The 27,000-nt window shown below is 37.6% G+C and carries 17 protein-coding genes; 13 read left to right on the forward strand and 4 right to left on the reverse strand.

All coding sequences use genetic code 11. The features are described from left to right. Positions 1–19: 19 nt before the first annotated feature. From CPT03_RS07415 to CPT03_RS07460, 10 genes are read left to right on the forward strand one after another with little or no spacing between them, the layout of a single operon-like run. A complete protein-coding gene (locus CPT03_RS07415) occupies positions 20–451 on the forward strand; it encodes a GPW/gp25 family protein (RefSeq protein ID WP_099438255.1) in 432 nt (143 codons plus the stop codon). Continuing rightward, a complete protein-coding gene (locus CPT03_RS07420; RefSeq protein WP_099438256.1) occupies positions 448–3,666 on the forward strand; it encodes a baseplate J/gp47 family protein in 3,219 nt (1,072 codons plus the stop codon). The genes CPT03_RS07415 and CPT03_RS07420 overlap by 4 nt, the downstream gene beginning before the upstream one ends. A 20-nt stretch (positions 3,667–3,686) precedes the next feature. After that, positions 3,687–6,317: a hypothetical protein gene (locus tag CPT03_RS07425; RefSeq protein ID WP_099438257.1), complete on the forward strand. Its 2,631-nt coding sequence runs from the start codon at positions 3,687–3,689 to the stop codon at positions 6,315–6,317. Between the two features lie 6 nt (positions 6,318–6,323). Then, positions 6,324–9,173 (forward strand): hypothetical protein, encoded by a 2,850-nt coding sequence (locus CPT03_RS07430; RefSeq protein ID WP_099438258.1) that lies wholly within the window; start codon positions 6,324–6,326, stop codon positions 9,171–9,173. 3 nt (positions 9,174–9,176) lie between these two features. Then, positions 9,177–10,643 carry a contractile injection system tape measure protein gene (locus CPT03_RS07435; protein ID WP_099438259.1) on the forward strand — a complete coding sequence of 489 codons (1,467 nt, stop codon included), beginning with the start codon at positions 9,177–9,179 and terminating at the stop codon, positions 10,641–10,643. Further along, on the forward strand, positions 10,637–12,010 hold the full coding sequence (locus CPT03_RS07440) for an ATP-binding protein (protein ID WP_099438260.1): 1,374 nt from the start codon (positions 10,637–10,639) through the stop codon (positions 12,008–12,010). The genes CPT03_RS07435 and CPT03_RS07440 overlap by 7 nt, the downstream gene beginning before the upstream one ends. Before the next feature lie 23 nt (positions 12,011–12,033). Further along, positions 12,034–13,278 carry a DUF4157 domain-containing protein gene (locus CPT03_RS07445; RefSeq protein WP_099438261.1) on the forward strand — a complete coding sequence of 415 codons (1,245 nt, stop codon included), beginning with the start codon at positions 12,034–12,036 and terminating at the stop codon, positions 13,276–13,278. Positions 13,279–13,288: 10 nt separating this feature from the next. Beyond that, positions 13,289–14,797 carry a DUF4157 domain-containing protein gene (locus CPT03_RS07450; RefSeq protein WP_099438262.1) on the forward strand — a complete coding sequence of 503 codons (1,509 nt, stop codon included), beginning with the start codon at positions 13,289–13,291 and terminating at the stop codon, positions 14,795–14,797. A 28-nt stretch (positions 14,798–14,825) separates the two neighbouring features. After that, positions 14,826–19,667: a DUF4157 domain-containing protein gene (locus CPT03_RS07455; RefSeq protein ID WP_099438263.1), complete on the forward strand. Its 4,842-nt coding sequence runs from the start codon at positions 14,826–14,828 to the stop codon at positions 19,665–19,667. A 22-nt stretch (positions 19,668–19,689) separates the two neighbouring features. Then, on the forward strand, positions 19,690–20,124 hold the full coding sequence (locus CPT03_RS07460; RefSeq protein WP_099438264.1) for a hypothetical protein: 435 nt from the start codon (positions 19,690–19,692) through the stop codon (positions 20,122–20,124). 17 nt (positions 20,125–20,141) lie between these two features. Here CPT03_RS07460 and CPT03_RS07465 read toward each other — a convergent pair whose 3' ends face one another. The 3 genes from CPT03_RS07465 to CPT03_RS07475 form a co-directional block, all read right to left on the reverse strand. Next, on the reverse strand, positions 20,142–20,927 hold the full coding sequence (locus tag CPT03_RS07465; protein WP_099438265.1) for a response regulator transcription factor: 786 nt from the start codon (positions 20,925–20,927) through the stop codon (positions 20,142–20,144). A 254-nt stretch (positions 20,928–21,181) separates the two neighbouring features. After that, positions 21,182–21,742: an elongation factor P gene (gene efp / locus CPT03_RS07470; RefSeq protein ID WP_099438266.1), complete on the reverse strand. Its 561-nt coding sequence runs from the start codon at positions 21,740–21,742 to the stop codon at positions 21,182–21,184. A gap of 70 nt (positions 21,743–21,812) precedes the next feature. Then, positions 21,813–22,163 (reverse strand): DUF488 domain-containing protein, encoded by a 351-nt coding sequence (locus tag CPT03_RS07475; RefSeq protein WP_099438267.1) that lies wholly within the window; start codon positions 22,161–22,163, stop codon positions 21,813–21,815. Positions 22,164–22,231: 68 nt separating this feature from the next. Here CPT03_RS07475 and CPT03_RS07480 point away from each other — a divergent pair, with 68 nt between their 5' ends. Then, on the forward strand, positions 22,232–22,918 hold the full coding sequence (locus CPT03_RS07480) for an FAD-binding oxidoreductase (RefSeq protein ID WP_216641619.1): 687 nt from the start codon (positions 22,232–22,234) through the stop codon (positions 22,916–22,918). Between the two features lie 5 nt (positions 22,919–22,923). On the opposite strand, the gene CPT03_RS07485 is transcribed toward CPT03_RS07480, so the two are convergent. Beyond that, positions 22,924–24,528 carry a Na+/H+ antiporter gene (locus tag CPT03_RS07485; protein ID WP_099438268.1) on the reverse strand — a complete coding sequence of 535 codons (1,605 nt, stop codon included), beginning with the start codon at positions 24,526–24,528 and terminating at the stop codon, positions 22,924–22,926. Positions 24,529–24,670: 142 nt separating this feature from the next. Between CPT03_RS07485 and CPT03_RS07490 the strand changes: the two genes are divergently transcribed. Beyond that, entirely contained in the window at positions 24,671–26,056 is a 1,386-nt protein-coding gene (locus CPT03_RS07490; RefSeq protein ID WP_099438269.1) for a Gfo/Idh/MocA family protein, read from the forward strand. A 123-nt stretch (positions 26,057–26,179) separates the two neighbouring features. Then, on the forward strand, positions 26,180–26,998 hold the full coding sequence (locus CPT03_RS07495; RefSeq protein WP_245869998.1) for a DUF6515 family protein: 819 nt from the start codon (positions 26,180–26,182) through the stop codon (positions 26,996–26,998). Positions 26,999–27,000: the final 2 nt, after the last annotated feature.

The following is a 27,000-nucleotide window of genomic DNA, read 5'->3' on the forward strand; positions in this document are numbered from 1 at the left end:
ATATAAAGTATCAAACATTATGGATAAGCTTAAAGATGTATCCGAACTTTCATTTCTTGGAAGAGGATGGAGTTTTCCTCCAACTTTCTCTAAGCAAACAAATCAGGTTTTGATGACTTCTGATGAGGAGGATATTAATAAGAGTCTTGAAATTTTATTATCCACAACCATTGGCGAAAGATTCCTTCAGCCCTTATATGGTTGTAACCTCGAAAACTATGTTTTCGAAGCTATGAGTGCCTCCACAGAAACTTCAATTAAAATAACTGTCAAGAATGCTATTCTAATGTTTGAGCCAAGAATTAAGTTATTACTTGTAAATCTTCTTGATGATTTCATAACAGAAGGCCGAATAGATATTTCAGTTGATTATGAAGTAATTAATACCAATACCCGGTTCAATCTTGTATATCCATTTTATCTTAATGAGGCTAATAATAAATTGGCATGAGCGCTAAATCAATAGATTATAAAGTTATTCTGAAACGCGATGGGCAAACTCAGCAAGAGCGAATGCCCGCGTTACTGGATCCTGCAATTGCCGCTGTTGATCAACGTACAAAAGCAGATTACTACAAGTTTGTGCAGGAGATTTCAAAACAAGTAAAATTTTTTGATATCGATGCCGTTAATAAAAGTCTAACGGAAAATGGGGAGTGGGATAATTTCTTTAGCCTAAGTATAGAAGAGATTAATGCTATGGCAGGCAATAAATTATTGCCTCCACATCTGGCACTCTGGAACACTTTTATTGAGCTAATGGAAAAACCAAAGGCTTTAATGAATACGCTTACACAGCGCCACCTTGATTTTTACTACCACGATGTTCTAAAACTAAACCAAACACCTCCAATTGCAGATAAAGCACATGTGCTTTTTGAACTTAAAAAGAATACAGAAAACACCTTATTAAAATCCGGCACATTACTTTTGGCCGGTAAAGACAATACTAAGAAAGACATTAGTTATAAACTTGAGCAGGATATTATTGTAAATGCATCAAAAGTAGCTGAACTAAAATCCCTTTATGTAAACCCCTTTAACCGGAACATTATATTCCATGCCCCAATTGCAAATTCTAAAGATGGATTGGGTGCCATTTTAGACTCCCAGAACCCAAAATGGAATGGCTTCGGTAGTACTTCAATGCCATTGGCACAGGTTGGCTTTTCATTATCAAGCAGTATTCTGAAAATGAGAGAAGGCGACAGAAATATTAAGGTATACCTCACTGTTAGAGGTCTTGATGTGTCTGCAAAAAATAATGTTTTAACCGCCAATCTTTTTAAAGTTAGCATAACCGGAGAAAAGGGGTGGATAGGACCAAAACTAACCTCAGCAACAATATCATCATCAGATAATTTTAATTACAGAATAGAATTTAGTATCAACATAAGTAAAGATGAACCAGCCGCAGTTGTATATAATAAAGCAACGCATGGCGGAGAATTTGACACCATTAATCCGATACTACAAATTATTGTAAATAATGAGAAAACAGACTTTGGCTATCAGAACCTAACTAACGCCGAACTTGTAGATGCCACAATAGAGGTAAACGTCCAGGGCATTTCTTCAATGGAACTTGAGAACGATTTTGGGGCATTAAACCCTAAAAAACCCTTTAAACCATTTGGCCCCCTGTCAGACGAAAACTCTAATTTCTATATTCTTCATGAAGAAACATTTTCAAAACGGCTAAAAAGCTTTTCACTAGATGTAGAATGGAAAAATATTCCTGCTTCCAATCTTAAAACTTACTTTGCTAATTATGGCAATTCGAATATCGACAATGGCTTCTTTAGTGCATCCGCATCATTTAAAGATGGCTACTCATGGAAAAAAAGTTCAGAATCGGTAAAGCTATTCAATACATCGAATGCTCAATTACAAACCAGCTGGAAGTTTAATAATCCAGATTATGCTGTTCTGTTTCCGTTCTTTATACTTCCACAGCTTTACACTCCATATTTCATTAATCCGGGTCAATCAGTATTGCAAACGGTAAGCAGCAAAATGTCTTATTTGTTACCAGGATTCTCAAGTATTCAGCAAAAAACCAATTTTGTAAATGCCAAATCGGCTAATACCCTGCAATTATACAAACCAGCACTTCAGTTAATACTTAACCTTTATAAAGATATCCGTAAAGGCCAATTACACCTTAAACTGGATCATAGTTTTCTATTTAAAGATTATAGAGAAAAATACACTGCCGAAATCTTAAGATATAGCCTTAATGGAGGAGAACTTAAGCTTCCTGCCGAACCATTTGCACCCGAAATCCAATCAATTTCACTAAACTATACAGCAACAACGGCTAAAATCAATTTTAGTGGAACTTCATTAAATGATTACATTGATGAAGAGATTGAATTTTTTCAATGCGGTCCTTTTGGGCAAGCGCGTGAACATGCGTATACCAGAAGTAAACATTCATTTCTAAATAATGCGCTGGTAAAACTTCTGCCACAGTACAACTCAGAAGGTGAATTGTTTGTTGGTTTAAGTGATTTATATGCCGAAGATTCTGCAAGTATTTTATTCCAGGTAGCAGAAGGAAGTGCTAACCCGGAAAAACCAAAAATAGATCTGGAATGGAGCATACTTTGCGATAATTACTGGAAAACACTTACAAATGATGATTTCATTCTTGACACTACTAATGGCTTACTTACCAGCGGAATTATAAAAATAGTAATCCCAAAAGAGGCTACCACATCAAACACGATCTTATCTGGTGGTCTGCTTTGGATAAAGGCATCCATAAAAAAAGACACAGATGCTGTCTGCAACCTGATTGATGTACAGGCGAATGCTGCAATTGTTATTTTTGATGATCAAGGCAATGATCCCTTGCGTTTAGCCAGTGCGCTGCCAGCTAAAGCCATTACAAAGTTAAAAGCTGAAATAGCTGCCATTAAAAAAATTAACCAGCCATACGCTTCATTTGGTGGGGCGGTAAAAGAGAATGATTCTGCGTATTATACTCGTGTAAGCGAGCGTTTACGCCACAAAGAAAGAACTGTTGCAATTTGGGATTACGAGCGCCTTATTCTACAGCATTTTCCCACAGTTCATAAAGTTAAATGTATCAACCATGCAACTGCAAGTTCATTTTATTCGCCGGGAAACACCTTAATAATAGTTGTTCCTGATTTGACCAACCACAATGCTGTTGATCCTTTTAAACCAAAAGTAGATAAGAATACCCTTGATGAAATAAATACCTTCTTAAGCAAGCATTCATCTGCCTGGGCCTCATATCAGGTAGTAAATCCAAGTTATGAACCACTAAAGATATCTGTTAATCTCAAATTAAAAAAGGGCTACGAGTTTAACTACTATCAAAAGGTTATAGACCAAAAATTGCAGGATTTTTTATCCCCATGGATGAACAATGAAGGAAACGATATTCATTTTGGAGGCAAAATTACAAAGTCAATGGTTATCAAATTTTTAGAAGATCTGGAATACATTGATTATCTGACAGATTTGTCACTTTATAAATTCTCTCCAAATATGCGGGCCTTCGGTAGAAATGTAGAGGTTGCAGAAGCATCAAACCCTGCATCTATATTGGTATCTCATACCCAACACAATGTGATAAGTGATCCTTCAAATTCCCGGAACTCATTTTTGGGACCAATAAAACTTCTGATCTGAATTAAATAAACCTCCAACTAATGAGTGAAGCATTAAGTATTTCGCCAAAAAAGCCTCAAAATGATGCTTTTGATTATGAAGAACTGCGGAAAGCTGGTATCGCATACCTCGAAAAAACAGGCTCTGCTACCTGGACTGATTATAATGTTCATGATCCGGGAATTACCATGCTTGAACTGCTATGTTATGCAATTACAGATTTAAGCTATAGAACAAACAATACTATTCCTGATCTGCTGGCTACACCTGAAGATGCAAGGACAAACATTCTAAAACACTTTTTTTCTGCCTCAAAAATATTTCCAAATAACGCCGTAACAATTAATGATTACCGTAAACTAATCATCGATATAGAAGGTGTAAAAAATGCCTGGCTACAAAAAAGGAGCCTAGGCATATTTGCCGACATAAGCCTTAAAAAACTTCAGTTTACCCAGCCTCAGAGCTTTAAATGGGAACCTGTTGATGTGCTTGGATATTACGATGTATTGTTAGAATTTGACACCAATGTTGATGATGATAATAAAGAACGGATAAAAAGCGAAGTGCTGGAATTGCTTATGCAAAACCGAAATCTTTGCGAAGACTTTCTAACAATTAATGAGATAAGTAAACAAGAGTTTAGGCTTTGTACAGAAATTGAACTAAAATCTGATGCTGATCCTTTTGATACCCTGGCCGAATTGTTTTTCAATATTCAGCTCTACCTTACTCCGCTAATAAAGTTCTATTGGTTAAATGATTTGATCAATATGGGCTATACCTCTGATGCAATATTCGAAGGTCCGTTACTCATTCATGGTTTTATAAAAGAAGAAGAGCTCCTGGCTTCGGATCTGAAAAGAGAAATTCATCTTTCAGATATCATGCAGCAAATGCTTAATGTTCCTGGCGTAAGCAACATCCTGGATATTATCTTTAACCCCACCGATCAAGCAAAAGAGCTCGATAACAAATGGATAATTCCGGTTAGAAGAGGTAAGCAACCAATCATAAATATTCTCGATTCAAATGTACTGATTTATAAAAATGGAATTCCTCTCAGACCTGATATGAACATCATAAAAAATAGGTTTGATAAACTAATGGACAATTATATTTCAGGCAATGATTTGGTAAGAACTGAAGATATAAGATTTGATGAGGGTACTTTTATAGATACAGGTAATTATTATTCTATTCAAAATCATTTCCCTAAAAATTATGGAATAAGCCACTGGGGCTTGCCCGAAGATGCGACAGCAGAACGGATTGCACAAGCTAAACAGTTACAGGCCTATCTGTATTTTTTTGATCAGCAATTGGCCAATTCTTTTTCGCAACTTTCAAATCTGGGTAATCTGTTCTCAACAGATACACAGAAGAACACCTATTTTGCAAACACTGTAAGGAGTTTCAAAGATGCCAGCAATATTTTTCTGGATAATACCACGGTAGATGTAAATGTACAAGCCGCAGCCGAAGATAAAGCTACTTACTATAAACGCCGGAACCTATTCCTGGATCATTTGCTTTCAAGGTTCTCTGAATCATTTTCTGATTATGTAAATGTACTTTACTCTGGTTTTACCTCAAATCCAAAAGATGTGGTTAGCCCGTCTGTTATAAATCAGGAAGATATCGTTCAGGACAAAGCTAATTTTCTAAAAAATTATCCGGAATATAGTGCAAAAAGATTTTCAGCCTATAATTACACTGAACAGGACCAATTATGGGACAGTAATAATATAAGTGGTCTCGAAAAAAGATTACAGCGTTTGCTTGGATTTGAGAACCTAAACAGGCGTAACCTGGTCAACCTTAATACAAACATTCAACATGGGTTAAATGGATCAGGCAATGATGAATACTGGTACAGGATAACTGATTTTAAAACCGGAACTATTTTGCTTGAAGGCTCTGAGAAATTTCCAGGAGAGGAAGAAGCCCGCTTTGCTATGGAAGATGCATTGAGTTTGATTTATTCTGCACAGAATTTGAAAACCATTGATAATGGCGATGGCACCTTTTATTACCAGGTTTTAAATGCAGATAAGGTTATAGGCACAAGTACTAAGCTTTATTCGTCTATGAATGAGGCTGCTTTAGACTTGCAACAGCTAGTTTTACTGGTTACTAAAAACAGGGCTGAAGAGGGGATGTTTCTAATAGAGCATATGCTTTTATTACCTCCCCAGGTAAAAACAATAAATACCCCATCAACCGAAGTATCTGAATTAATTCCCGACGATGAAGCTGGATTTATGCCAATATGCGTTGATGATGGGTGTAAAGATTGTGAAGACAAAGATCCTTACTCATTTAGAATCAGTATTGTTTTACCGGCATATACCCCTCGGTTTCTAAATATTGCTTTTAGGCAGTATGCCGAACGAACAATTAGAATGGAAGCCCCCGCACACACATTTGTAAAAATTTGCTGGGTAAGCAACGAACAATTAATCACATTCGAAAACGCTTACAAAGAATGGCTTGATGTAAAATCAGGAAAAACAGAAGATACAACAAATACAAAATTAATCGAGTTTATAAACATCTTAACGGCATTAAAGTCAATTTATCCGGTAGCCAGACTCGAAGATTGCAGTAGTAGTGAAGAGCGGACGCTCTTTATGTTAAATCAAAACGCATTAGGAACTCTTAAAACATAAAACATCATGGGTAATGTGCTAGACCAAATTAGTAAAGACAATACCCGCTTTACTATTTTCGAAAATGATCAGGTATTAACGGCAGATCAGTTGAATGATTTATTCAATTATCTTGACGTACAGAACAAGCTAACACGAACCAAGGCAATTGGGGTCGGGATTATTTATGGGTTGGAAATAGGCGTAATAGACAACAAACATCTTGTAGTTTCAAAAGGTGCAGCAATTACTACGGATGGAGATCTATTGTATTTTGACTATGATCAGGAATTTGATCAGTATGACGTCTTTGAAGATTTGAATGCAAAATATCCTTATTTTCTTAACGACAGCAATCAGCCTTTGCCGATGTTTGAATTAAGAGATAGCCGTTTGGTAGGGGCTATACCAGGAAAAGATCTGTCGACGCTTGAAGCAACAACTGGCACTTTGTTAAAGGATTATGTGGGTATTTTGTATCTGGAAGACTACAATAATGATCCTGATTTATGTACAGGAACAGATTGTGATAACAAGGGGATTACAGCCGTTAAGGAATTAAAAATTTTACTTATCCATAAAAATAACATCGGTGCCCTGCTTCAAAGCATGCCGTCAATGAATAAGGACTATTTCTCAATTGATGACCTTAATATTCCCAGGGTTATTGTTAATACCGATCTTGATACTTATAAAGAACTAAATGCATCATTTAATAATGCTTTAGTGGTAAAAGAGGAAATCATTGCCAAACTTACTAAAGCTTACCAGGTTTGCAAACTGGTAGTTGAAGATGATTTTGAAGGGGGAGACCCAACAGAAAAGTGGAAAAGCCTATTGGAAGAACAATTTAAACTTAGTGAATCCTTTTATGGCCAATATGTATATGATTATGCACGCGATATCACTTATGCCTATAATGAGCTTAGGGAAAGTTTATTTTCAGATGATATGCTAACCTCACCTGATGTTGATCTATTTCCTAAACATGTATTAATTGGCTTGGTTAGAGATGCCACTTTAAAAAATCCCATCCCGGTAATTTTTCCTGATCTGAGAATTCCACCTGTAAGGGAAATACCTGTATTGGAAACCCGACCAATATCTGACTTTCTTCGCTCCAATATTTTAAGAGTAAGTAATATTCGATTCAATTTTGGATTACTGATAAAACGGTTCAATAAAATACACATTGATTTAGAATATCGTCATCATTTTTATGAATCGCCAATATTGAACAATAATAATGATTCTGATGAATTAACACGATTCAATTTCATGCGTATCCACAGCATGATAAGCAGCTTTAAAGTACCCACATCTACCGACTTCCGCTCTGTAGATGTTGGGCTTAAAATTATCCCCAGCCTTTTCGAAGATGTACCTATTGGCGAGCGTAGTATACCATTCTATTATAGTTATAACCCAAGCTTCCCTATAAATTTGTATTGGAATTTTAATGCAAACAACCGGAAAAAAGAGAATCAGATCCTTTCTTATTTCTCAAATCAGTACTCAAATGTCGGGGCCACAGTTACCCCGTTAAAATACAATATCCTTAAGTATAATTTTTTCCGAATAGAGGGGCATATAGGTTTTAAGCTTTCTGATGTTGAAGCTTCACTAAATAAAATGATTCTGGAGAATAATCTGCCTATAAACATCATGTCGGTTCAGGTCGAAAAGAAATTAGAAACAATCCCTCCAAGACCATGGTTTTTCCCACATCTATATATGTACGAAAAATCGATAAAAAGTACTTTTTTTGATCGTATGGATGATGCAGACTCAGTAAATGATGATCTGGTAAGAGCAACTGACGCTGCAACAACATTAATTCCTGCAACTGAATTTAAAACAGCACGGCAAAATGTTTATGATAATGCAGTAGATATTGGCGATGCAAAATTCGACTATGTAAAATACCGTTCCGCAGTATCAAATATCATTACAGCGGCTAGTAATGTTAAAGCACAAACCAAACAGTTTACCTTCTCAAATACTGCAATTCCGCATGATTTTATACTGAATTCAGATGTTCTTAGAAAAACTGACATTATATCGAGCATCTATCAAAATACCCTAATCAAAAAGAAAACCGGGTTAATGCTGGGTAATTTCATGAAAGAAAATCCAGGTTTAGAACATGCAGGAGGTGTATTACGAGGAGGAACATTTGTAATTGTTTACACTGCCGATGATAAAACTGTTGTGGCCGACTTTATGCTTCCTTATGCAAGTATAGATAAAGATGTGGTAACCAATCCACCAATATATACTCCGTTACCTTTGCCTTTACCTCCTCTAACTCCAATAATTCCAAAGTTCCCAATAGGTCATTTATTTGAGCTTATCCCGAACTACACTAAAGATCTCAACTTAAGACTTACTCCTTACATTAAGGATATTGATTTAGATGACAGGATTAATGTGAGAGTTAATAAAGGAGTTGAAGAAAGCATTAAAGGCTTAAATATTAAACTAGATGGATTTGATAAACGTCTCAATGAAAACTCATCATTATTCACCACAGTTCTTACACCCACAAAGTTCACTACACCAGGTAAAGATTTAGGAATAACAGCCGATCTTAATGCCTTAAGAGCTGCCCAGGATAAGATGGAGAGTCTTAGGGATGGAACGCCTGAAAGAATTGCAGCAGAACGTGATTATATTAAAAATGCAAACATAATTACCGAGAAACTGGGAAATACTTTAATAACCAACGATAAAACAAATGCCCTTGAAGTGAATGCTGCCTTAGCAGAAGTACAGAGTGGTATAGGTTTAATTAAAGATGAAAGTATAAGAAAAGAAGGAGCCATTACTGTAGGCAAAGCAAACGTTATTACCAGAGGTTTTAGAATTAATATGTAAAATGTGAATGGTGATGTAATTATCCGCAAACAAAAAATCAGGCTGCATGCCAGTAATGAGAAACTTGCGTTTGATTGTAAGCAATTTTTGAATGAAATAGTAAGCAACAAGCTGCCTGAAATTTACCAGAGAATATTTCATCAAAATATACACCAGGACAGTTATATAAATATCAGCAATATTAAGGTTGATATAGGCAACCTGCAGATAAGTGAGTTCAAAAACAGATTCGTAGAAATCGTAGAAGAAAAGATTGTTAGTGAACTTAAAAAACAGTTCGAAGAAAACCCACACAACAAAGACTTTTCTGTTGGCGACAATTTCAATTCAGGCCCTGATCATTCACCTTCAATAGAATACAGTAGCGAAAAGGATCAGAAAAAGCTTGTTTTATTGTATTTTTTTCAAAATGGTACTTATCCCTGGTGGTACGAACAATCGCCTGAAAAATCCCCTTTTCAAATTCTTGGTACTTTTGATCAGGAAGAACAAAAGGAATTTTTGTTTAAATTATTAACTAAGCTCCGGGTATTACCAATTTCAGAAGCTGAGCGAACATTCAGCAGATTTGCTGATTACACCACTAGCGCTGATCTTGTAGGTTACATAAATCTTTTTATAGATCTGTACGCCAACAATTCTAGTAAAGCAAATATAACCACGCTTTTGGCAGCGAGAAATCAGTTAGCAAAACTGTTTAATGTGCCAAAAAAGATATTCTTAAAACAACTACTAAGTTTCATTCTGCTCCACATTGATGAAACTGATTTCATTAAAAAATTCCTGATCAATTTAAGACAGTCTTTTCCTGCTTCGGCAGAAGAAATCAAAAAAAGAACGCAGGAAATAAAACTAAATCTAGTTAGTTCTGATCTTGAAAAACTTATTTCCAGCGATCTGATTAAAACAAATGAAATAAATTGGGCTGATAAATCTGATAAAAAATCCGCTGATAATCATAAAACCAAAGAGAGCTTATATATAGAAAATGCCGGATTAATCCTTTTACATCCGTTTCTGCCCGCATATTTTAAGGATTTAAAGCTAATTAATGACAAGAATCAATTTATATCCGCCAATGCACAATCACGGGCATCAGTTTTACTCTATTATTTGCAATGCGGAAGCGAAAAATACAACGAATGGGAAATGCCCTTTAATAAAATTCTTTGTGGGTTACAGTGTGTTGATTTAATTCCAAAAGGCATTAAGCTGAAAAAAAAAGAAAAGGAAGAATCAAAATTATTACTGGAAACGGTGGTGAGGTATTGGGAAGCCCTAAAAGGTTCAAGCACTGAGGCCCTGCAGAATACTTTTTTTTTACGCAAAGGTAAAATAACACCAAAAGATAATTCATGGCTTATACAGGTTGAACGGACAGGCGTTGATATTTTACTAGATCGCTTACCCTGGAGCATCGGTACCGTAAAACTTCCCTGGCTAAAAGAAATAATACATACAGAATGGTAAAGAATGAAGAATCTTTCAAAAAGGATGCATATCATTTAAATGCATTAGATCTGCTGGATGAAATTAACTGGTTTGAAAAAGTTCTTCAAACAAGATTAAAGCTCTATTTTGGAGAAGAGTGCGAGTATGAATCCATATACGACATAGAACCGCCTCAATCTGATGAGAAAGAATCAGTTTTCTACGAATTCATTCAATTCTACCAACTTTCCTTTTCCGAACGCCTAATTTTAGTTTTAGCATTGCTACCGCATATTGCCCCACAATTACTTGATGTATTTTTTATCAAAACAACATTAAAAGATCGCGGAGTAACAGAATTTGGCGGCTTAAAAGGGGCATACCATAGCGGTTTTTTGCCAACTGGAGAAACTGCAGCCTTTTTATTGGCAGGCAGCGATTTAAGTAAGCGTTTTAGGGCACAGCAGTTTTTTGATGTCGATCATTTATTTAAAATTCATAATATACTTTGGCTTGGCTCATCGCCCTCAAACGAGCCCATTTTAAGTGGCCAACTGTTAATTAATGACGAGTACATTGACCTTTTTACAGGTGGCAAGTTGCGTAAGCCTTCTTTTAGTATGGAATTTCCAGCCAAAAGAATAAACACCCAACTTGAATGGGACGATCTGGTGCTGGACAGACACACTATGCAGCAATTAGGTGAAATTAAGATATGGTTAGAACATGGCCCTATGTTAATGAACGAGTGGGGGATGAAGAAAAAGCTGAAACCTGGTTATAAAGCATTATTTCATGGGCCACCCGGAACAGGAAAAACATTAACCGCTGGGCTTTTTGGTAAACTGGCAGGTGTTGATGTATATCGGGTAGATCTGTCGATGGTAATTTCAAAATACATTGGAGAAACAGAGAAAAATCTGGAAAAAGTATTTACAAAAGCTGAACACAAAAACTGGATCTTGTTTTTTGATGAGGCCGATTCACTATTTGGAAAAAGAACATCAATTTCTGATGCTCACGATAAATATGCAAATCAAGAAATCGCCTATCTGTTGCAGCGCCTTGAAGACTACAATGGCTTAGTTATTTTAAGCTCAAATATGCGTAACAACGTGGATGAAGCATTCGGTAGACGATTACAGTCTATTATCCATTTTCCTGTACCAAAAAGTAATGAACGATTATTACTATGGCGACAAACATTTAGCAATAAAGTACAGCTTGAAGAGGATTTAGATATTGATACCATTGCTGAAAAATACGAATTAGCCGGTGGTTCAATAATAAATGTTGTTCAATATGCTTCTTTAATGGCACTTGATCGCAAAGAAAACATTATTAGAGGAAAAGACATTTTAGAAGGCATAAAAAAAGAATTCAGAAAAGAGGGGAAAACTGTTTAGATCTAGGTTCAAAATATTACGTTATGAAAGACGTTGCCGTATCAGAGCCTGTTGCAACACCAATGGCAGCAGCTCATCAAGAGAAAATACTAGAGCAAAGTGATGTTGCTACTGATAAAGCTGGTTCCGATATCTTTTTTCAGGCAAAGCTTACAGTCGGATCACCTAATGATCCCTTAGAAGATGAGGCCGATGCGGTAGCAGATCAGGTAATGCGCATGCCTCAAAACTCATTTATTCAAAGAAAATGTGCCCATTGTGAGGAAGAAGAAAAAGCACAGCGAAAACCTTTAGTTGCCGGAATAACAACCGGTATACAGGCAAAAGCCGAAAACACATCAACAGTAAGTAATCGTGTTTCAAATGCCATAGAAGCCACCAGAGGAGGCGGAAACAAAATGGATAACGAGACAAATAGCTTTATGAGCAATCGCTTCGGAAGCGATTTTAGTGACGTTAACATTCATACAGATCATGAATCTATACAGTTAAGTAATGATCTAAGTGCAAAAGCCTTTACCATTGGAAATGATATATACTTTAATGAAGGACAATATCAACCGCAATCTGATGAAGGAAAACATTTACTTGCCCATGAGCTAACACACACATTACAACAGGGGAAAGATTCATCTATAAAAAATAAAAAACTAGTACAAAGAACAACAGTTGGTGCAATATTAGACGAATTCTTTTCCCCATTCTCCAGTGCTACCCAATGGGATATGCCCGAAGGCGATAATTATACCACAATAGTTAGAGCCTGGCAACCGGTAATTGACGGGCTTACCTCAATAAAAGCAAATATTGCTTCAGATTGTGCTACATGGGCTGCCAGTCACCGAACAGATTCATCATGGCATGCCGGAATGACCAAACCCCCGGTAACAGATCCAAATGCTTACCCACTATGGGTTTCGAGCCCGCCAGGTACTGATCCCGACACTTGTAGAAATGCTTTTATACTTTACCAGGGCTCAAGGATAGGTATGGGGCCACCTATACAAACTTTAGATTTATATACCTGCTCAATTGGATCTTTCGGACTTTATGTAACAGTAGATTCCATTAACTGCGCAAGTCACACCGCTACAATAAGAGTTTGGATGTACAATACTATGGATCAATCATCATTTGGAAGATTTGCAAGCTATTTTCCATTAAGTGGAATGGAACCTCAATATATGTGGTGGAACTGGGACGAAGAAATTAGCTGGACAGGTGCCGGTGTTACTACTGCACCGGAAAGGGGTAGCAATGACTGGTAATAGTTAAATTATGAAGGGAACAAGTGGATCACATGAAACTGTAAATCAGCAAACAAAGGTTGCTGATACTCCCAAAGCTGCATCACTCCAAAATGAAAACAATCAACCTAATTCTACTAACGAGCTGGTTTACCATAACCAGCCAAAACTAAAAGCAGAGGTTAGCGACCAGATTGAAGCCTCAAGAGGTTCAGGAACACAAATGGACGGAGACACACAAAGCTTTATGGAAAGCCGGTTTGGAACCGGCTTTTCTGATGTTAACATCCATGTCGGAACAGATGCAAGTCAATTATCTAACTCACTCAATGCAAAAGCCTTTACCGTAGGCAAGGATATATATTTTAATGAAAACATGTATCATCCAAATTCTGCTAAAGGCAAGCACCTGCTAGCACATGAGTTAACACATACCATACAACAAAATGGGAATACGATACAACGTTCACCTATGCCAGGAGAAGATACGGTTCAAAATCTTGAATCATACGATGCTGCTACCAGGCAAAATATCCATTATGATATTGGCTTCAATCTTCAAACAAACATTTCTCTGTTTTTCCAGAAAGGAATAGTAAGAGATGTAAGATCAGGCTACAATGTTACTTATGTTGTAAAAGGTTTTGATCCGGCAGAGGCATGGGTAGAAAGTGCTATGAGGGCATTGATACTTTATAATTTTAACTTGAACAAAGATGCAACAGACGCCGCCATTACTAATATTACTACCGTACAGCATCTGGATTTGAGTGGAGAAACAAATCCATCGGATGCTAAAATAACAGGGCCTAATGCTATGGTCCGATTCACATCAACAGAGTTCGATGCTACCGGAAAGGGAGCCAAAAAAATAAAAAACGTTCAATTGGCTGTAGAAAAGCTGAGCAATTTTACTGCAAAGACATCTACAGAAACCTCGGCACAAAGGCGGCAGAGATATGAAACAACTTACCAGATAACCAACGCAGTTCCGGTAAGAAATGATCCATTGGGCGATCCACCGGATACCATGAGTGATGCAAAATTTGACCAGGTATTAGAAGCTTTAGATATAGTACCAACAGGCATTTTAAGTAAGGCTACAGGTATCCCAATACATTTAGGACAAACTCCGAAAGGTCCAAAAAATGAATCTGCAGAATACAGTCAAATACGTCCGAAGGGCAGTACAGACTGGAAGAGAAGAATTACTGTTTATGGTGATTTCTTTAGTGCCACATTACCACAAAAGGCATTTATCATGGCCCATGAATTTGGTCATGCTTTAGATTTCAGACCCAATGAAGGTTCTGGCGGAAAAGGAGGGGAATCCATAAGTGCCGATAAGGCTAAAGGAAGCTTTAGAGAAGCATTAGGAAAAGACGGTGGCCTGGGCAAAGGGATGAGTGAATATGCTGCAACAAAAACCTCAGAAAGTGAATATTTTGCTGAGGCATTTTCCTTATACATAAATCAGCCAGCTACTTTAAAAGCACTTCGTCCAAATATATACGCTTACTTCCTTGTTCAATATCCATAACCTTCTTATTTCATCAATTTAAATTAAAATGAAACAAGATTCTGTTTCCGAACCTATTATTGCACCTGCTGCATCAGTAAGGCAGGAGAGTCTGCAACAAAATGAACTGTTACAGGCGGATGGCGAAGCTTCGTTCTTTTTACAAACAAAATTGAACGTTGGCGACCCGGATGATCCGTTCGAAAAAGAGGCCGATGCTGTTGCTGATAAAGTAATGCGCTCAAGCGACGCAAATTTTGTTCAACTTAAATGTGCTGCGTGCGAAGAAGAAGAAACTATCCATAAAAAACCCCTATCTGCAAATATAACCCCCTTTGTTCAAACTAAAAGCGATGGTGAATCTAAAGTTAGTGATCAGCTAACTTCTTCAATAGAAAATAGTAGGGGTAATGGATCATCTATGGATCACCAAACCCAATCCTTTATGGAAAATAGGATTGGGGCAGATTTTAGTTCTGTAAAAATACACTCAGGGCAAGAGTCGGTACAGATGAATAGGGAACTTAATGCCCAGGCCTTTACCACCGGAAATGATATCTACTTTAATGAAGGTAAATACAGTCCACAAACCGACGATGGTAAAAGATTACTTGCACATGAACTTACACATGTATTACAGCAAACTGATCCTGTTGCTGACAAAGCCGTACAAAAGAAACAAAATCCAACAATTGAGCCTGTTCCAACGGTACCACAAACAACAGAAAACGAGCCTTTAAAGGAAAAATCAGAGAAAAAGGATGCTAGTGGAACAGCCAATAATCAGGGCTTTCAAAGTTCACCGCCTGATGAGCCAGCCAAGGGCGGAACCAATATTAATAAAGCCCCGGCATCAACTCCTAAAGTGGCAGAAAAACCGGCAGTTGCACCAATAGGGAAAGATGCTCCAAAAGCAGGTGGGACTAAAGCCGCCGTAGCAGCAGGAGAGGTAATAAAAGAAAAACCGGTTATTACAGCTACAGATAATCCTGGGGATATGCTCGTCGTATTACAATCTACACCAGCTACCCAGCTACCAGAAGCCTTAAATCAGGCAAAGGGCATCTCTTCTCAGAGTATGCAGTTGCAAAAAGATAAAGCGCTAAAACTTGTACCTACAGTTGCTGAAGGTAGTGGAAGCGCCTACGGCCAGAATATTGGAGCTAAAACAAAACACATAGCCCAAAAGGCTACCGCAACTGTAAAAAACAAATTTGAAGGAAAAGGTGCGTGGCAACCACCCGTTGTTGAAGAAGTTTCGCTTCCACCTCAGGCCAAATTTGTTCCATCAGGATTGTTTTCAAGATTTGGAAATAGTGAAGGATCTGAAAACATAAGTGGAGCAGCACAAAATGAACTGGGTAACATTAATTTAGACACCAGTGCTCTGCCCGAAGAGCTAGGTGCAGCCCCGGAATTAGCCTTAACAGGTGATGCCAGTATAAACAATATATCAGAAGAGCAGGAAGAGCAAACGGCAGATCTACTGATAGCAAAAACCAGCGCTCAAAAAGAAATCTTGAATGATTTTGGTGAAAATGATGTAATTCAAAAACCCGGAAAAGGAAATATTAAAAGTAAGCACCGGTTCAAAAAAGCACAAGGTGTAAACTCTACAACAGTAGGACCGGCTTCAGGCCTGTCACCAGAAATAGCGGCTAAACTTGACGCTTCTCTTGCAGGTCAGGCAAATCAAAAAATAGGAGAACAATCTCAGAAATATCAACAGGACGAAGCAGCCTATCAGGAAAAACTAGTAAATGAAAAACAAAAAACCGATGAACTGATTAACGATGAAACAGTTAAATCTAAAACGTCACAAAACAAATCACAGCAAAGTGCACAGAAACAAGTTGCAGAATCAAGACTAGATTGGCAGAAACAACTTGATGCTACCGAAACAGACTTCAAAACAAAGGCCTCGGCCAGTGCTATAGAGCATATTGGAAAAATTGGAAAGGAAACAGAAAAAGGAAATTCCGAAGCAAAAAAACATTATGAGGATGCCAATAAACAAGCTACAGAGAAAACTGCGGCGGCAAAACAAGAAGCAGAAGATAAAAAGAAAAAATCTGAAGAAGAAAGCGGAGGTTTCTTTGGCTGGCTTGCTGATGCTGCGTCTGCCCTTATAGATGGTTTAAAACGAGCTGTAAACTTTATTTTTGATAAGCTAAGAGCTGCACTTAAGTGGATTTTTGAACAGGCCAAAAAATTTGCCCTGGCTGCGCTTGAATTGGCACGCAAAGCCGTTGTGGGCTTAATAAAAGGGTTTGGTGTTATATTAAAGGGATTTGTTGACATCGCCTTTGCCGCTTTCCCTACTATACGCGATGCAATTAATGCCAAAATTGATTCGGCAGTAGACACGGCAGTAGCTGCAACAAATGAGGCATTTGAGCGGTTTAAACGTGCAGTAGCAGCTATTATAGACGCATTTGCCGAATTTGTTGATACGGCTCTGGCTATTGTTCAGAAAGCCCTTAACATTGCGCTCTCAGTTATAGAGGTAATTGTTGTTGGTTTCCTTAAAATAATGGCATTTATAAATGACATTGAAAAACAATACAAGTTATTTAAGGCCATGATTGATGGGTTTCTGCTAATATGGGATCATCCCGAAATATTAGAAGAAAAAGCAAAAGAATTTCTGGAACCCTACATTAAAGATATACCCGGTAGTACAGAGGGCGAGATTAAAAAAGCCTTAGGGTTGGTTGGTTTGGCAACAGCCAGGCACATTACCGGGATAATGAAATATCTTACCCCGAACATCAATCATTTAATTGCCAATTGGTGGGGCGAGGCCAAAAAAATGATCTGGTTCCTGATCTGGCCATTTGCAGAAGGCAGCCCCTTATATGAAGATGCGCCTAAACTCTGGAGATTGATTCCTCAGATGTGGAATGACCTTTGGGATGGTGAATTTAGTAAAGTAATTGACGGAGGATTGGAATGGATGCAGGCATTGAACATGACAGTTGGCGCCTTTGCCGGCTGGATAGTTATTGGCGGTGCGGTAGTAGGTGCTATTCTGGGAGGTATTTTTGGAGTTGGTGCTGGTGCAATTCCTGGTGCAGGGGCTGGCTTTGAAGTTGGAGTAGCTATTGGTGAAGGAATTATGGTTTCAATGATTGCTACCGAAACAGCTGTAATTGCCAAATCAGTATATGATCTTTCAGTAACTGAAGATGACGGTGTAGAATCTGCGCCACCAACAGCACCTCCAGCTAAAGAAAAAACTGCCGGAGAGATTCATGAAGATGCTCCAAAAGCAGATAACGGGCCAAGACAATATACCAGCGGACAGGTTAAAACAGGTAGGGATAGGATATTATATGCGTACCAGCGCATTGCAAACAGTGGTTTAACCCTTGGTGTTATGGTTGCTCTACTTTTACTGGGAGCCATAGGTGGTAAAATTGCACAAGGCTTACTTGCTGCAATTAAAAAATTAGGCACTGTTATCGGCAAATTGATGCCGGAAGTAGCAGAAGCATTTAAAGGCGCAGCAGGGGCATTAAAAGATAGTAAAATAGGCCAGGGACTCGCAAAAGCCAGTGAAGGATTTAACGAAGGCAGAGCAGGAATGAAAGAAAAAATTGGCGGCCTTAAAGAGAAAATTGGATTGGGAGGAGAAGAAAAACCTGGTACCCCTAAGGAAAAAACAACCGAAAATACAAAAACCAGCAATATAGAGCCAACCCGGTCAGAAGTTGATACTCCAATAAAACCGGAAGCAGAAACCAAAGTTTCTGAAACTAAAGTAAAAACTGAACCTGAGCCTGTTGCCGAGACTGAACCAAAAGTAAAAACGGAGACTGAACCAATAGCTGAACCAGAAGCCAAAACTCCCGATCAGCAAAAAGCAGAAGATTTTGCTGAAAGCGCTCAAAATGATGAAGGTGTCGTTTCCAAAGGTAAGGCTAAAGACGGACATGAACTTAAAGTAGATAATGAAGGTCACATTGTAAAATGCTCTGACTGTAAGGTTTATGAAATCAGTCATGGAGAAATACTCAAAGAAAACCCTCAACTAGCCGAAGAACTTAAAGAACTAAGAAAAAGAATGGCCGAAGCACCCGAAGATCCTGCTGTTATGAAGGATCTGGAAGCTTTTGATGAAAAAATAACAAATTTAGAGAATAAAGAAGGAATAAAACCTACAGAGCCAACTGCAAAAGAACAACCTGCCGAAGAGAATACTGGTAAAGGAACAGATGAACCAAAAGCCAAGGAAGAGCCTAAAGCACCAGAAGAAAAACCAGATGCTGAAAATGATCCATTAGAAAAGAAAGATGGAATTGAACCAGACTCCGCCGAAGCCGATACTACAAAGATTGACCCTAATGAGGTGCCAACTGATGAACCCTTACCGGGTCAGGCAGGGTCAAAAGAACATATGGCTGAAAGATGGGCAGAATACGAGAAAAGGATGGAAGGTAATCCTAAAAAGTGGAAAAAAGAAAGATGGGAAAATGTATACCGCAAAAATATGACAAGAGCCAAATTGGCTAACAAGGCTGTTGATGCATACAAAGCAAAATTAGAGTGGGGCGGAAAAGCAGAAAGAGAAGTACGCGTAGAAATTGAAGGCGTAGAAAGAAGGTTTGATATAATGGAAACCGAAGGCATACCTCCTGAAATGAGAAAAGATGGCATAATACATCTGGAGGATATGGAAAAAGCAGGGATAAAACCAAAAGTAATAGAACATAAAACAGGTAAAATATACAATACTAAGGATATACAATGGGAAATTGCTCGTGACGAAATCCTGATGAAAGAAAAAGGCTGGCAAATGGAATGGGTATTTGAAGGAGACGCAAGTGGTCCACTTAAAAAAGCACTGGAAAAAGCGGGCATTCCATATAAAATAATTCCTGTACCTTAGAATTTGCCAAAGAACAATAAGTATGAGTATTTATAATAATTTTTCAGAAAAGGATTTTGAATATTGGATTTTCCAAATGGACGACAAATTAGTGTCTTTCATATCTTCATTATATGGAGATATCAAAACACATCTGGATTATTCAATAGAGTCTCTTAAAAATGTAGAAGAATGGCTAATAAACACATATAAAACACCCGAAGCAATAGATGCAATGCATAGAGCCATAACTGTAGATGGTTTCTGCAGGTACATAGGAGAGGTTTTTCGAAAAAAAATAGGTGGCCATTGGGATATGTCTTTCCAAAATGAGCGCATTATAGAAGCTGGTCCTTTTTTAACAGGATTTAAAACAAATGAAACCAAAATTCATCCATATGAACTGATGAAAAAAGCACTCCAGGAAAAATCAGGGAATTTTCTCAAAAGTCAGCTGCAATCTATCTCAGAAAAATAGAATATTATCCCTGTAACTTAAAGCACACCATTTTTAACCGCAATATCTACCAGCTGTAAGAAATTTTTACAGTTCGATCTCATGAGCATATTTCGCCTGTGATTATTAATGGTATTGATACTTATATTGAGCCGATCTGCAATTTCTTTACTTCCCATTCCTTGGCTGGCCAGTTTCAAAACATCAATTTCCCGTTTACTAAGTATATATTCTGTATTCTGTAAGAAATAAGACCTGTTCTCAATTAAAGTTTTTTCGCCTCCTGCCTCGTGTTTCTCTATTAGATGACTAATTTTTGAATCACTTTTAAAATAGGTAAGATCTGTAAGTGAATTAATAGATGCAACAGGCAATCTGTAATTCTCTTTAAAAAGATAATGAGTACATTGTACCACTGATGACCACGAGCCATCACTGTTCCTAATTCTAAAGTTCGTAGTAAAAGTATAATTCACATTTTCCTCTCGCTTGCGATTGCTAAGAAAAGCCATTTGATCCGGAAATATTTGCTCATCAAATATCTTCATATCCTCCCGGTTTCTAATTCTATTAAAGAACAGAATATCCGTATCCACTAAGAATTCACAAGAATATCCTAAAAAATGGCTTGTACTAAAAGGTCTAAAACAGTTAGAGTTTTCGATATAGTCACTTACGTAATAAATAGAGGGGAAAAAATTATTATTCAATGATTCACTGTCAAAATGCAACAGTATTTTTTCCGCCTCAGAAAATGGTGAACCAGGCCGATTCCTTGAATGTTTCAAAAAATCAGCATATGATGGTATTTTAGAATCTTTCATAGCAGCTTAATTTAGAAGTAAAACAACGGATCACAATGTCAGTTTAAGACACGTATAAAAGATTTAGGGGCCAAACAGCTTCCTGTTATTATTAGAATTGAGATTTTTCATAGTAATAGGTGATTTGATTATAACCCAAAATTAGAATTTAGATCTCTAATATTCCGCAAAAACAAGTGAACTGAGCCCCTTAGTTATCAAATACCCATTATGAGTATTTGAATGGCTTTTAAATAAAAAATAGTTTATTTATACTACTTTACACGTTCAACATACTCACCGGTACGTGTATCAACCTTTATCTTATCACCTTGGTTCACAAATAAAGGTACTCTCAATTCCACTCCATTTTCTGTGGTAGCATACTTTAGCGCTCCTGATGAGGTATCACCTTTAACAGCAGGTTCAGCATATGTAATTTCTAACTCTACAAAGTTTGGAGCCTGGGCCATAATAGGTTCTTCACTTTCAATAGAAACAAGAACATCCATTCCTTCTTTAATAAACCTTGCTGATGCTCCAAAAAGAGATTTAGGTACATTAAATTGCTCAAAACTAACATTATCCATTACCACAAAATAGTCACCCTCTTCATACAAATACTGATAATCGTTAGTTTCAACACGACAAATCTCAACCTGTTCATCAGTTCCCAAACGTGCTTCAACAATTCTACCGGTTTTAATATTACGGAATTTACCTAAATAAAAGGCTCCGCCTTTACCCGGTGTACGATGTAAAAATTCTGTAACTGTTACCAGTTCTCCATTGAAACGTAAAATATTGCCCACTTTAATTTCGGATGCCTTTGCCATAAAAATGTATTTCTAAAATTTGAGCCCAAATATATATGCTTTTTGCGTATTTGTGTGCCCAAATAAACTACTATCCAATTTCTTTTTCTAAAAAGCTCTTCAGTACCAAAGCATGATTATAATTTTGGTCATGTGCAGCAAACAGGAGTGTTACTATTGGATAGTTGTTGTAAATTTTTAATACATCCCCAACAAAATTGTTAGTTGCAAGTTCCTCAAAATATCTATTTTTAAATTCCTGCCATTTCCCGGGCTCATGATTAAACCATTTCCGTAATGCTGTTGTTGGTGCAATTTCCTTAAGCCATAAATCAATAACTGCATTTTCCTTTTTTAATCCACGCGGCCACAACCTATCCACAAGAATCCTATAACCATCATCTTTTAACGGAGCGTCATAAATTCTTTTTACTTTAATCATAAAACAGCATAATTTTTGTAACCCTATACGGATGGCGTATCTCTAATATAAGTAAAACAGTTATAATTATGGAAGAACCAGCTAACATAAATGAGCATATTGTTAAAATATTGAGTGTTGAAGATATCACGCACAATGTAAAACGATTTACGGTTGAAAAGCCAGACAACTACAGTTTTATTCCAGGACAGGCTACAGATATAGCTATCAATAAACCAGATCTAAAATCCGTAGTTGGCCCCTTTACTTTTACTTCGCTTAATAAATCAGATTTCCTGGAATTCACCATCAAAATTTACAAAGAGCATGATGGTTTAACATCTAAACTTTCTTCATTAAAAGCTACAGACGAGTTGATTATCCATGATGTATTTGGAACTATAAATTACAAAGGTAAAGGTGTATTTATAGCCGGAGGGGCTGGTATTACTCCATTTATCGCAATATTAAGGCAACTTAACATTGATGGTTCCTTATCCGGAAATAACCTGATCTTTGCAAATCATAACGAGAAAGATATTATAAACAAAGTTGAGTTAAAATACTTGTTAGGTGATAATTATATCGATGTATTAAAAAGCCCATTAAATCCAGAAATCCCGGGCAAAACGATTGACCAGGATCTCTTAAAAAAATACACCAAAGACCAGGGTAAATGGTATTATATATGTGGTCCGGATGCGTTTACCGCAGCAATGGTAAATAACCTTAAAGAGCTTGGCATCCCAGATTCCCACATAGTTATAGAAGAATAAGCCGATTAATGCTTACTTAATCTGGCCTCTTCAAGATCCAGGTTATCCTCCATATCACGAAGCACTTCGTGATCATATTCCTTAGTAGCTTTAAGTTTTTTAAGGCCTGCTCTCCTTAAGGTAATCAGCTCAAGCATAATCGTTCTGTATAGCTTTCTTACTGAACCGACTTCTTCTTTTTGGTTTTCTTCAATTAAAGTCCGTTCACTTGCCCTTATGCTGCGTTCTAATTGCTCTTTAATTCTCGCAATAGTCTCGAACTGTTCCATCTCCATACTATACTTGGCATCAAGATGTTTAACACTTTCCCTTGCAAGTTGCATGCGTATTGCTTCAATTTGCTCGTCTTCAGGGCGTCTCTCGTCAATTTCTTCAATCTTTAGCCATTTCAGGAACAGCGGCAATGTTAGCCCCTGAAAAACCAGCGTAATAAGAATCACCACAAAAGTGATAAACAGAATCATATTACGATGCGGAAATGCATCCCCTGAATTTAAAGTTAAAGGAATAGCAAGTGCAGATGCCAGAGAAACCACACCACGCATTCCGGCCCATCCAATAACGAAAGGTAATTTTAAACCCGGGCTCTTTTCCTTATTCCTTATTTTTGCACTTAAAAACCTTGGAACAAAACCAGCCACATATACAAGGATAATTCTAACAACAATTACAATTAAGCTGATGAGCAGGGCATATCTTATGGCTTCATCCATAGAATAGCCTTCTAATCCATTCACAATTACAGGCAGTTCAAGTCCAATTAAAATAAAAACAAAACCGTTCAGCAAAAAGCCAACCGTGGCCCAAACCTCCTTGGCTTGTAAACGGGTATGGTAATTAAGAAAGTCGTGAGAGCGGAATGACAGAAATAACCCTCCGCTTACAACAGCCAACACACCAGACCAATGAAACTCCTCAGCAACAATATACATCAGATATGGTGCAATTAATGTAATAGGGGTAGTTATGTTCGACGATTTAGCCCAATATCTGAGTACAAAATAGAGAATATGAGCAATAAAAAGCCCCACAACAACACCCATAAATGATAAAACAAAAAAATCAGTTACAGCATCCTGTAAAACAAATTTACCTGTCAGAATAGCAGCTACTGCAAACCTGAACACGGTTAAAGAAGCTGCATCATTAACCAGACTTTCTCCTTCCAACATTGTTAAGCCTCTTTTGGGCATGTTTAAACCCTTTAATACAGAAGTTGCAGCTACAGCATCGGGAGGCGAAATAATACCACCAAGCAGGAAACCAAATGCCAATGTAAATCCGGGAATAATACTCACAGAAAAATAAGCGATAGCCAAAGAGGTAATTAGTACCAATCCAAAACCCAACAGAAAAATCGACCTTTTCCATTTCCAGAAGTCGTTCCACGAAGTGTACCATGCAGCTTCAAAGAGGAGAGGTGGAAGAAAAATAAGAAATACAATATCCGGATTTACACTTATTGATGGCACTCCTGGGATAAAACTTATGGCTAAACCACCTATTACCAGGAAAATAGGATAAGAGATTTTCCATCGTTGACTTAACAAATAAAGTAACGCCATAGCAAAAAATAGCGCAAGAATTAAAAGGAGGTTTTGATGTATCATAGCTGGAATAAATGTAGGTAGATAAATCTAACCATAAAAAATTCTTTTTTAGCGCTTGTACACACAAACATAATTTTTTCTTATATATTTACTGTTTAAGCAACTAATAACCAGCTAGTAGCGTAAACCAAATATACTTTTTATGGATATAAACAAACAAAAACCCCAGGTTTCCCGTAGGAATTTTCTGGCGTCGGCAGCAGCAGCTGCTGTACTGCCCTCATTTTTAATGAACACTATTGCTTCAGCAAAAATTCCAGGTCGTAAACTAAGGCATGCAAGTATTGGTGTGGGTGGAATGGGAGCGCATGATCTTGGTAATTTTAAATCTCATCCAGATGTAGAGATTGTTGCAATTTGCGATGTAGATAGCGATATTCTAAAAACCGCAGCTGCCGGAATTCCCGGTGTTCGTACTTATACCGACTGGAGGGAACTACTTAAAAATGAAATAAAAAATATAGATTCGGTTAATGTAACAGTACCAGACCATACACATTTCTCAGTTGCTTATCAGGCCATTAAAGCCGGAAAGCACGTGTATTGCCAAAAACCAATGTGTCATGATGTTGCAGAGGTTCGTTCTCTTACAAATATTGCAATTAAAAAAGGTGTGATAACCCAATTGGGTACCCAGGTTGCTTCAACCGCTTGTGATCGTACAGCTGTTCAGTTAATAAAGAACGGCACAATTGGTAAGATTAAACATGCATATCTATGTTCAAATAGACCGGGAGCCATTGCAGATTACCGGTTGGTGGGTCCCAGACCAGCAGAAACTCAGGAGCCGCCTGCAACCCTGAACTGGGATTTATGGATTGGCTCAGCGCCTGTTCGTCCTTATGCACCAGGCATTTATCATCCGGCCAAATGGAGGGCATGGCAGGACTTTGGTACCGGTTGGTCTGGAGATATTGGCTGCCATATATTTGATGCCGTATGGAAAGGCTTAGGACTTAAAGCCCCAATATCAGTAATTGCAGAAGTTCAGCAAAGCTGGAAAGACTCATCTGAACGTAGGGGAGATACCTGGCCACAGGGAGATCATATGACCTGGATTTTCCCTGGAAATTCGTATACAGAATCTGATAAATTAACGCTGGAATGGTTTGATGGAGAAATATATCCTCCACAAGAAGTCCGGGCACTTTATTCTTTAGAAAATTATCCAGGCGAATGTGCCATGCTAATTGGTACTGAAGGCGCTCTTCTGATACCGCATGGCGGAGAAATGCCAGTGCTTTTACCCGAAAGCAAGTTCAAAGATACAGCTTTCAAAAAATTAGAGAGCCGTAACCATTATCACCATTTTGTGGATGCCTGTTTAGGAGGTGAAAAAACTGAATCGCATTTTGCACAATCAGGCCCTATGACGGAAGCCATATTGCTTGGTACCGTAGCCATTCGGGTTCCAAACCAGTTGCTGCAATGGGATGCTGCAAACATGAAATTCCCCAACTATCCGGAAGCAAATAAATTTCTGAGAAGGAAGTATAGGAAAGGCTGGGAAATTAAGGGCGAATTTTAGTTTTAAAAGAGAAGAAAACGAAATGGATTATCATCAATTTGTCAGTTTAAAAATACTGATTAATAAGGAGTAATCCTTTTCGTTTATATTATGTCTTACGGTTAAATATAGATATAGTATATTATGAAAACCTTGAATTTTAAATCACTAATTATAGCGGGATCTATAATCCTGATCAGCGGCTTAACAACAAACAACGTGTTAGCACAGAGATCATCAAGAGGCAGTGGAGGTGGCGGTGGTAACCACGTATCAGCTGGTGGGGGCAACAGACCATCAAGACCTTCAATTGGCAATACCTCTCGTCCTAACTACCGGCCTTCTCGGCCAAGTGGAACTATTAACAGACCGGGTTATGGTTACAGACCAGGAAATGGGTATCGTCCGGGGTATCACTACAGACCAGGTTATTCTTATCGCAGGCCTTATTACGGATACTACTATAACTATTACCGACCATTTTTAGGGATCCGTTTAAGTGTATTGCCTTTTGGTTACTACCCATTCTATTTTGGTGCTGATCAATTTTATTATTCAGGCGGGTTCTTTTACAGACAATACGACGATGGTTATAAAGTAGTTGTACCTCCCGTTGGGGCTCAGGTACCAAGCATTCCATCAGAAGCAAAAGAAATAACCATTAACGGACAAACCTATTATGAATATAAAGGAGTTTATTACAGTACTACTGTAGATGCCGACGGAAAAACCGTTTATACAGTGGCAGGTAAAGATGGAGTTTTAGATACAGATAATGGTACCGCTACAGATGGAACCAGCAACCTCCCTCAAATAGGTGATGTAGTAAACCAGTTGCCAGATGGTACCAGAGATGTAATGATAAAAGGATCTCAATATTACCTATCTGAAGATGGTGTTTATTACGAAAAAATTGTAGACGGCGATAAAATAACCTACAAAGTTATTGGTATAGGTAACTAAAC

Source organism: Pedobacter ginsengisoli (genome assembly GCF_002736205.1).
GTDB classification, from domain to species: Bacteria; Bacteroidota; Bacteroidia; order Sphingobacteriales; family Sphingobacteriaceae; genus Pedobacter; species Pedobacter ginsengisoli_A.

Coding starts and splice junctions, on each gene's coding strand:
- CPT03_RS07420 (WP_099438256.1), top strand. CDS start 448: ATGAGCGCTAAATCAATAGATTATAAAGTTATTCTGAAACGCGATGGG.
- CPT03_RS07490 (WP_099438269.1), top strand. CDS start 24,671: ATGGATATAAACAAACAAAAACCCCAGGTTTCCCGTAGGAATTTTCTG.
- CPT03_RS07445 (WP_099438261.1), top strand. CDS start 12,034: ATGAAAGACGTTGCCGTATCAGAGCCTGTTGCAACACCAATGGCAGCA.
- CPT03_RS07495 (WP_245869998.1), top strand. CDS start 26,180: ATGAAAACCTTGAATTTTAAATCACTAATTATAGCGGGATCTATAATC.
- CPT03_RS07455 (WP_099438263.1), top strand. CDS start 14,826: ATGAAACAAGATTCTGTTTCCGAACCTATTATTGCACCTGCTGCATCA.
- efp (WP_099438266.1), bottom strand. CDS start 21,742: ATGGCAAAGGCATCCGAAATTAAAGTGGGCAATATTTTACGTTTCAAT.
- CPT03_RS07425 (WP_099438257.1), top strand. CDS start 3,687: ATGAGTGAAGCATTAAGTATTTCGCCAAAAAAGCCTCAAAATGATGCT.
- CPT03_RS07450 (WP_099438262.1), top strand. CDS start 13,289: ATGAAGGGAACAAGTGGATCACATGAAACTGTAAATCAGCAAACAAAG.
- CPT03_RS07465 (WP_099438265.1), bottom strand. CDS start 20,927: ATGAAAGATTCTAAAATACCATCATATGCTGATTTTTTGAAACATTCA.
- CPT03_RS07460 (WP_099438264.1), top strand. CDS start 19,690: ATGAGTATTTATAATAATTTTTCAGAAAAGGATTTTGAATATTGGATT.
- CPT03_RS07440 (WP_099438260.1), top strand. CDS start 10,637: ATGGTAAAGAATGAAGAATCTTTCAAAAAGGATGCATATCATTTAAAT.
- CPT03_RS07485 (WP_099438268.1), bottom strand. CDS start 24,528: ATGATACATCAAAACCTCCTTTTAATTCTTGCGCTATTTTTTGCTATG.
- CPT03_RS07430 (WP_099438258.1), top strand. CDS start 6,324: ATGGGTAATGTGCTAGACCAAATTAGTAAAGACAATACCCGCTTTACT.
- CPT03_RS07415 (WP_099438255.1), top strand. CDS start 20: ATGGATAAGCTTAAAGATGTATCCGAACTTTCATTTCTTGGAAGAGGA.
- CPT03_RS07480 (WP_216641619.1), top strand. CDS start 22,232: ATGGAAGAACCAGCTAACATAAATGAGCATATTGTTAAAATATTGAGT.
- CPT03_RS07475 (WP_099438267.1), bottom strand. CDS start 22,163: ATGATTAAAGTAAAAAGAATTTATGACGCTCCGTTAAAAGATGATGGT.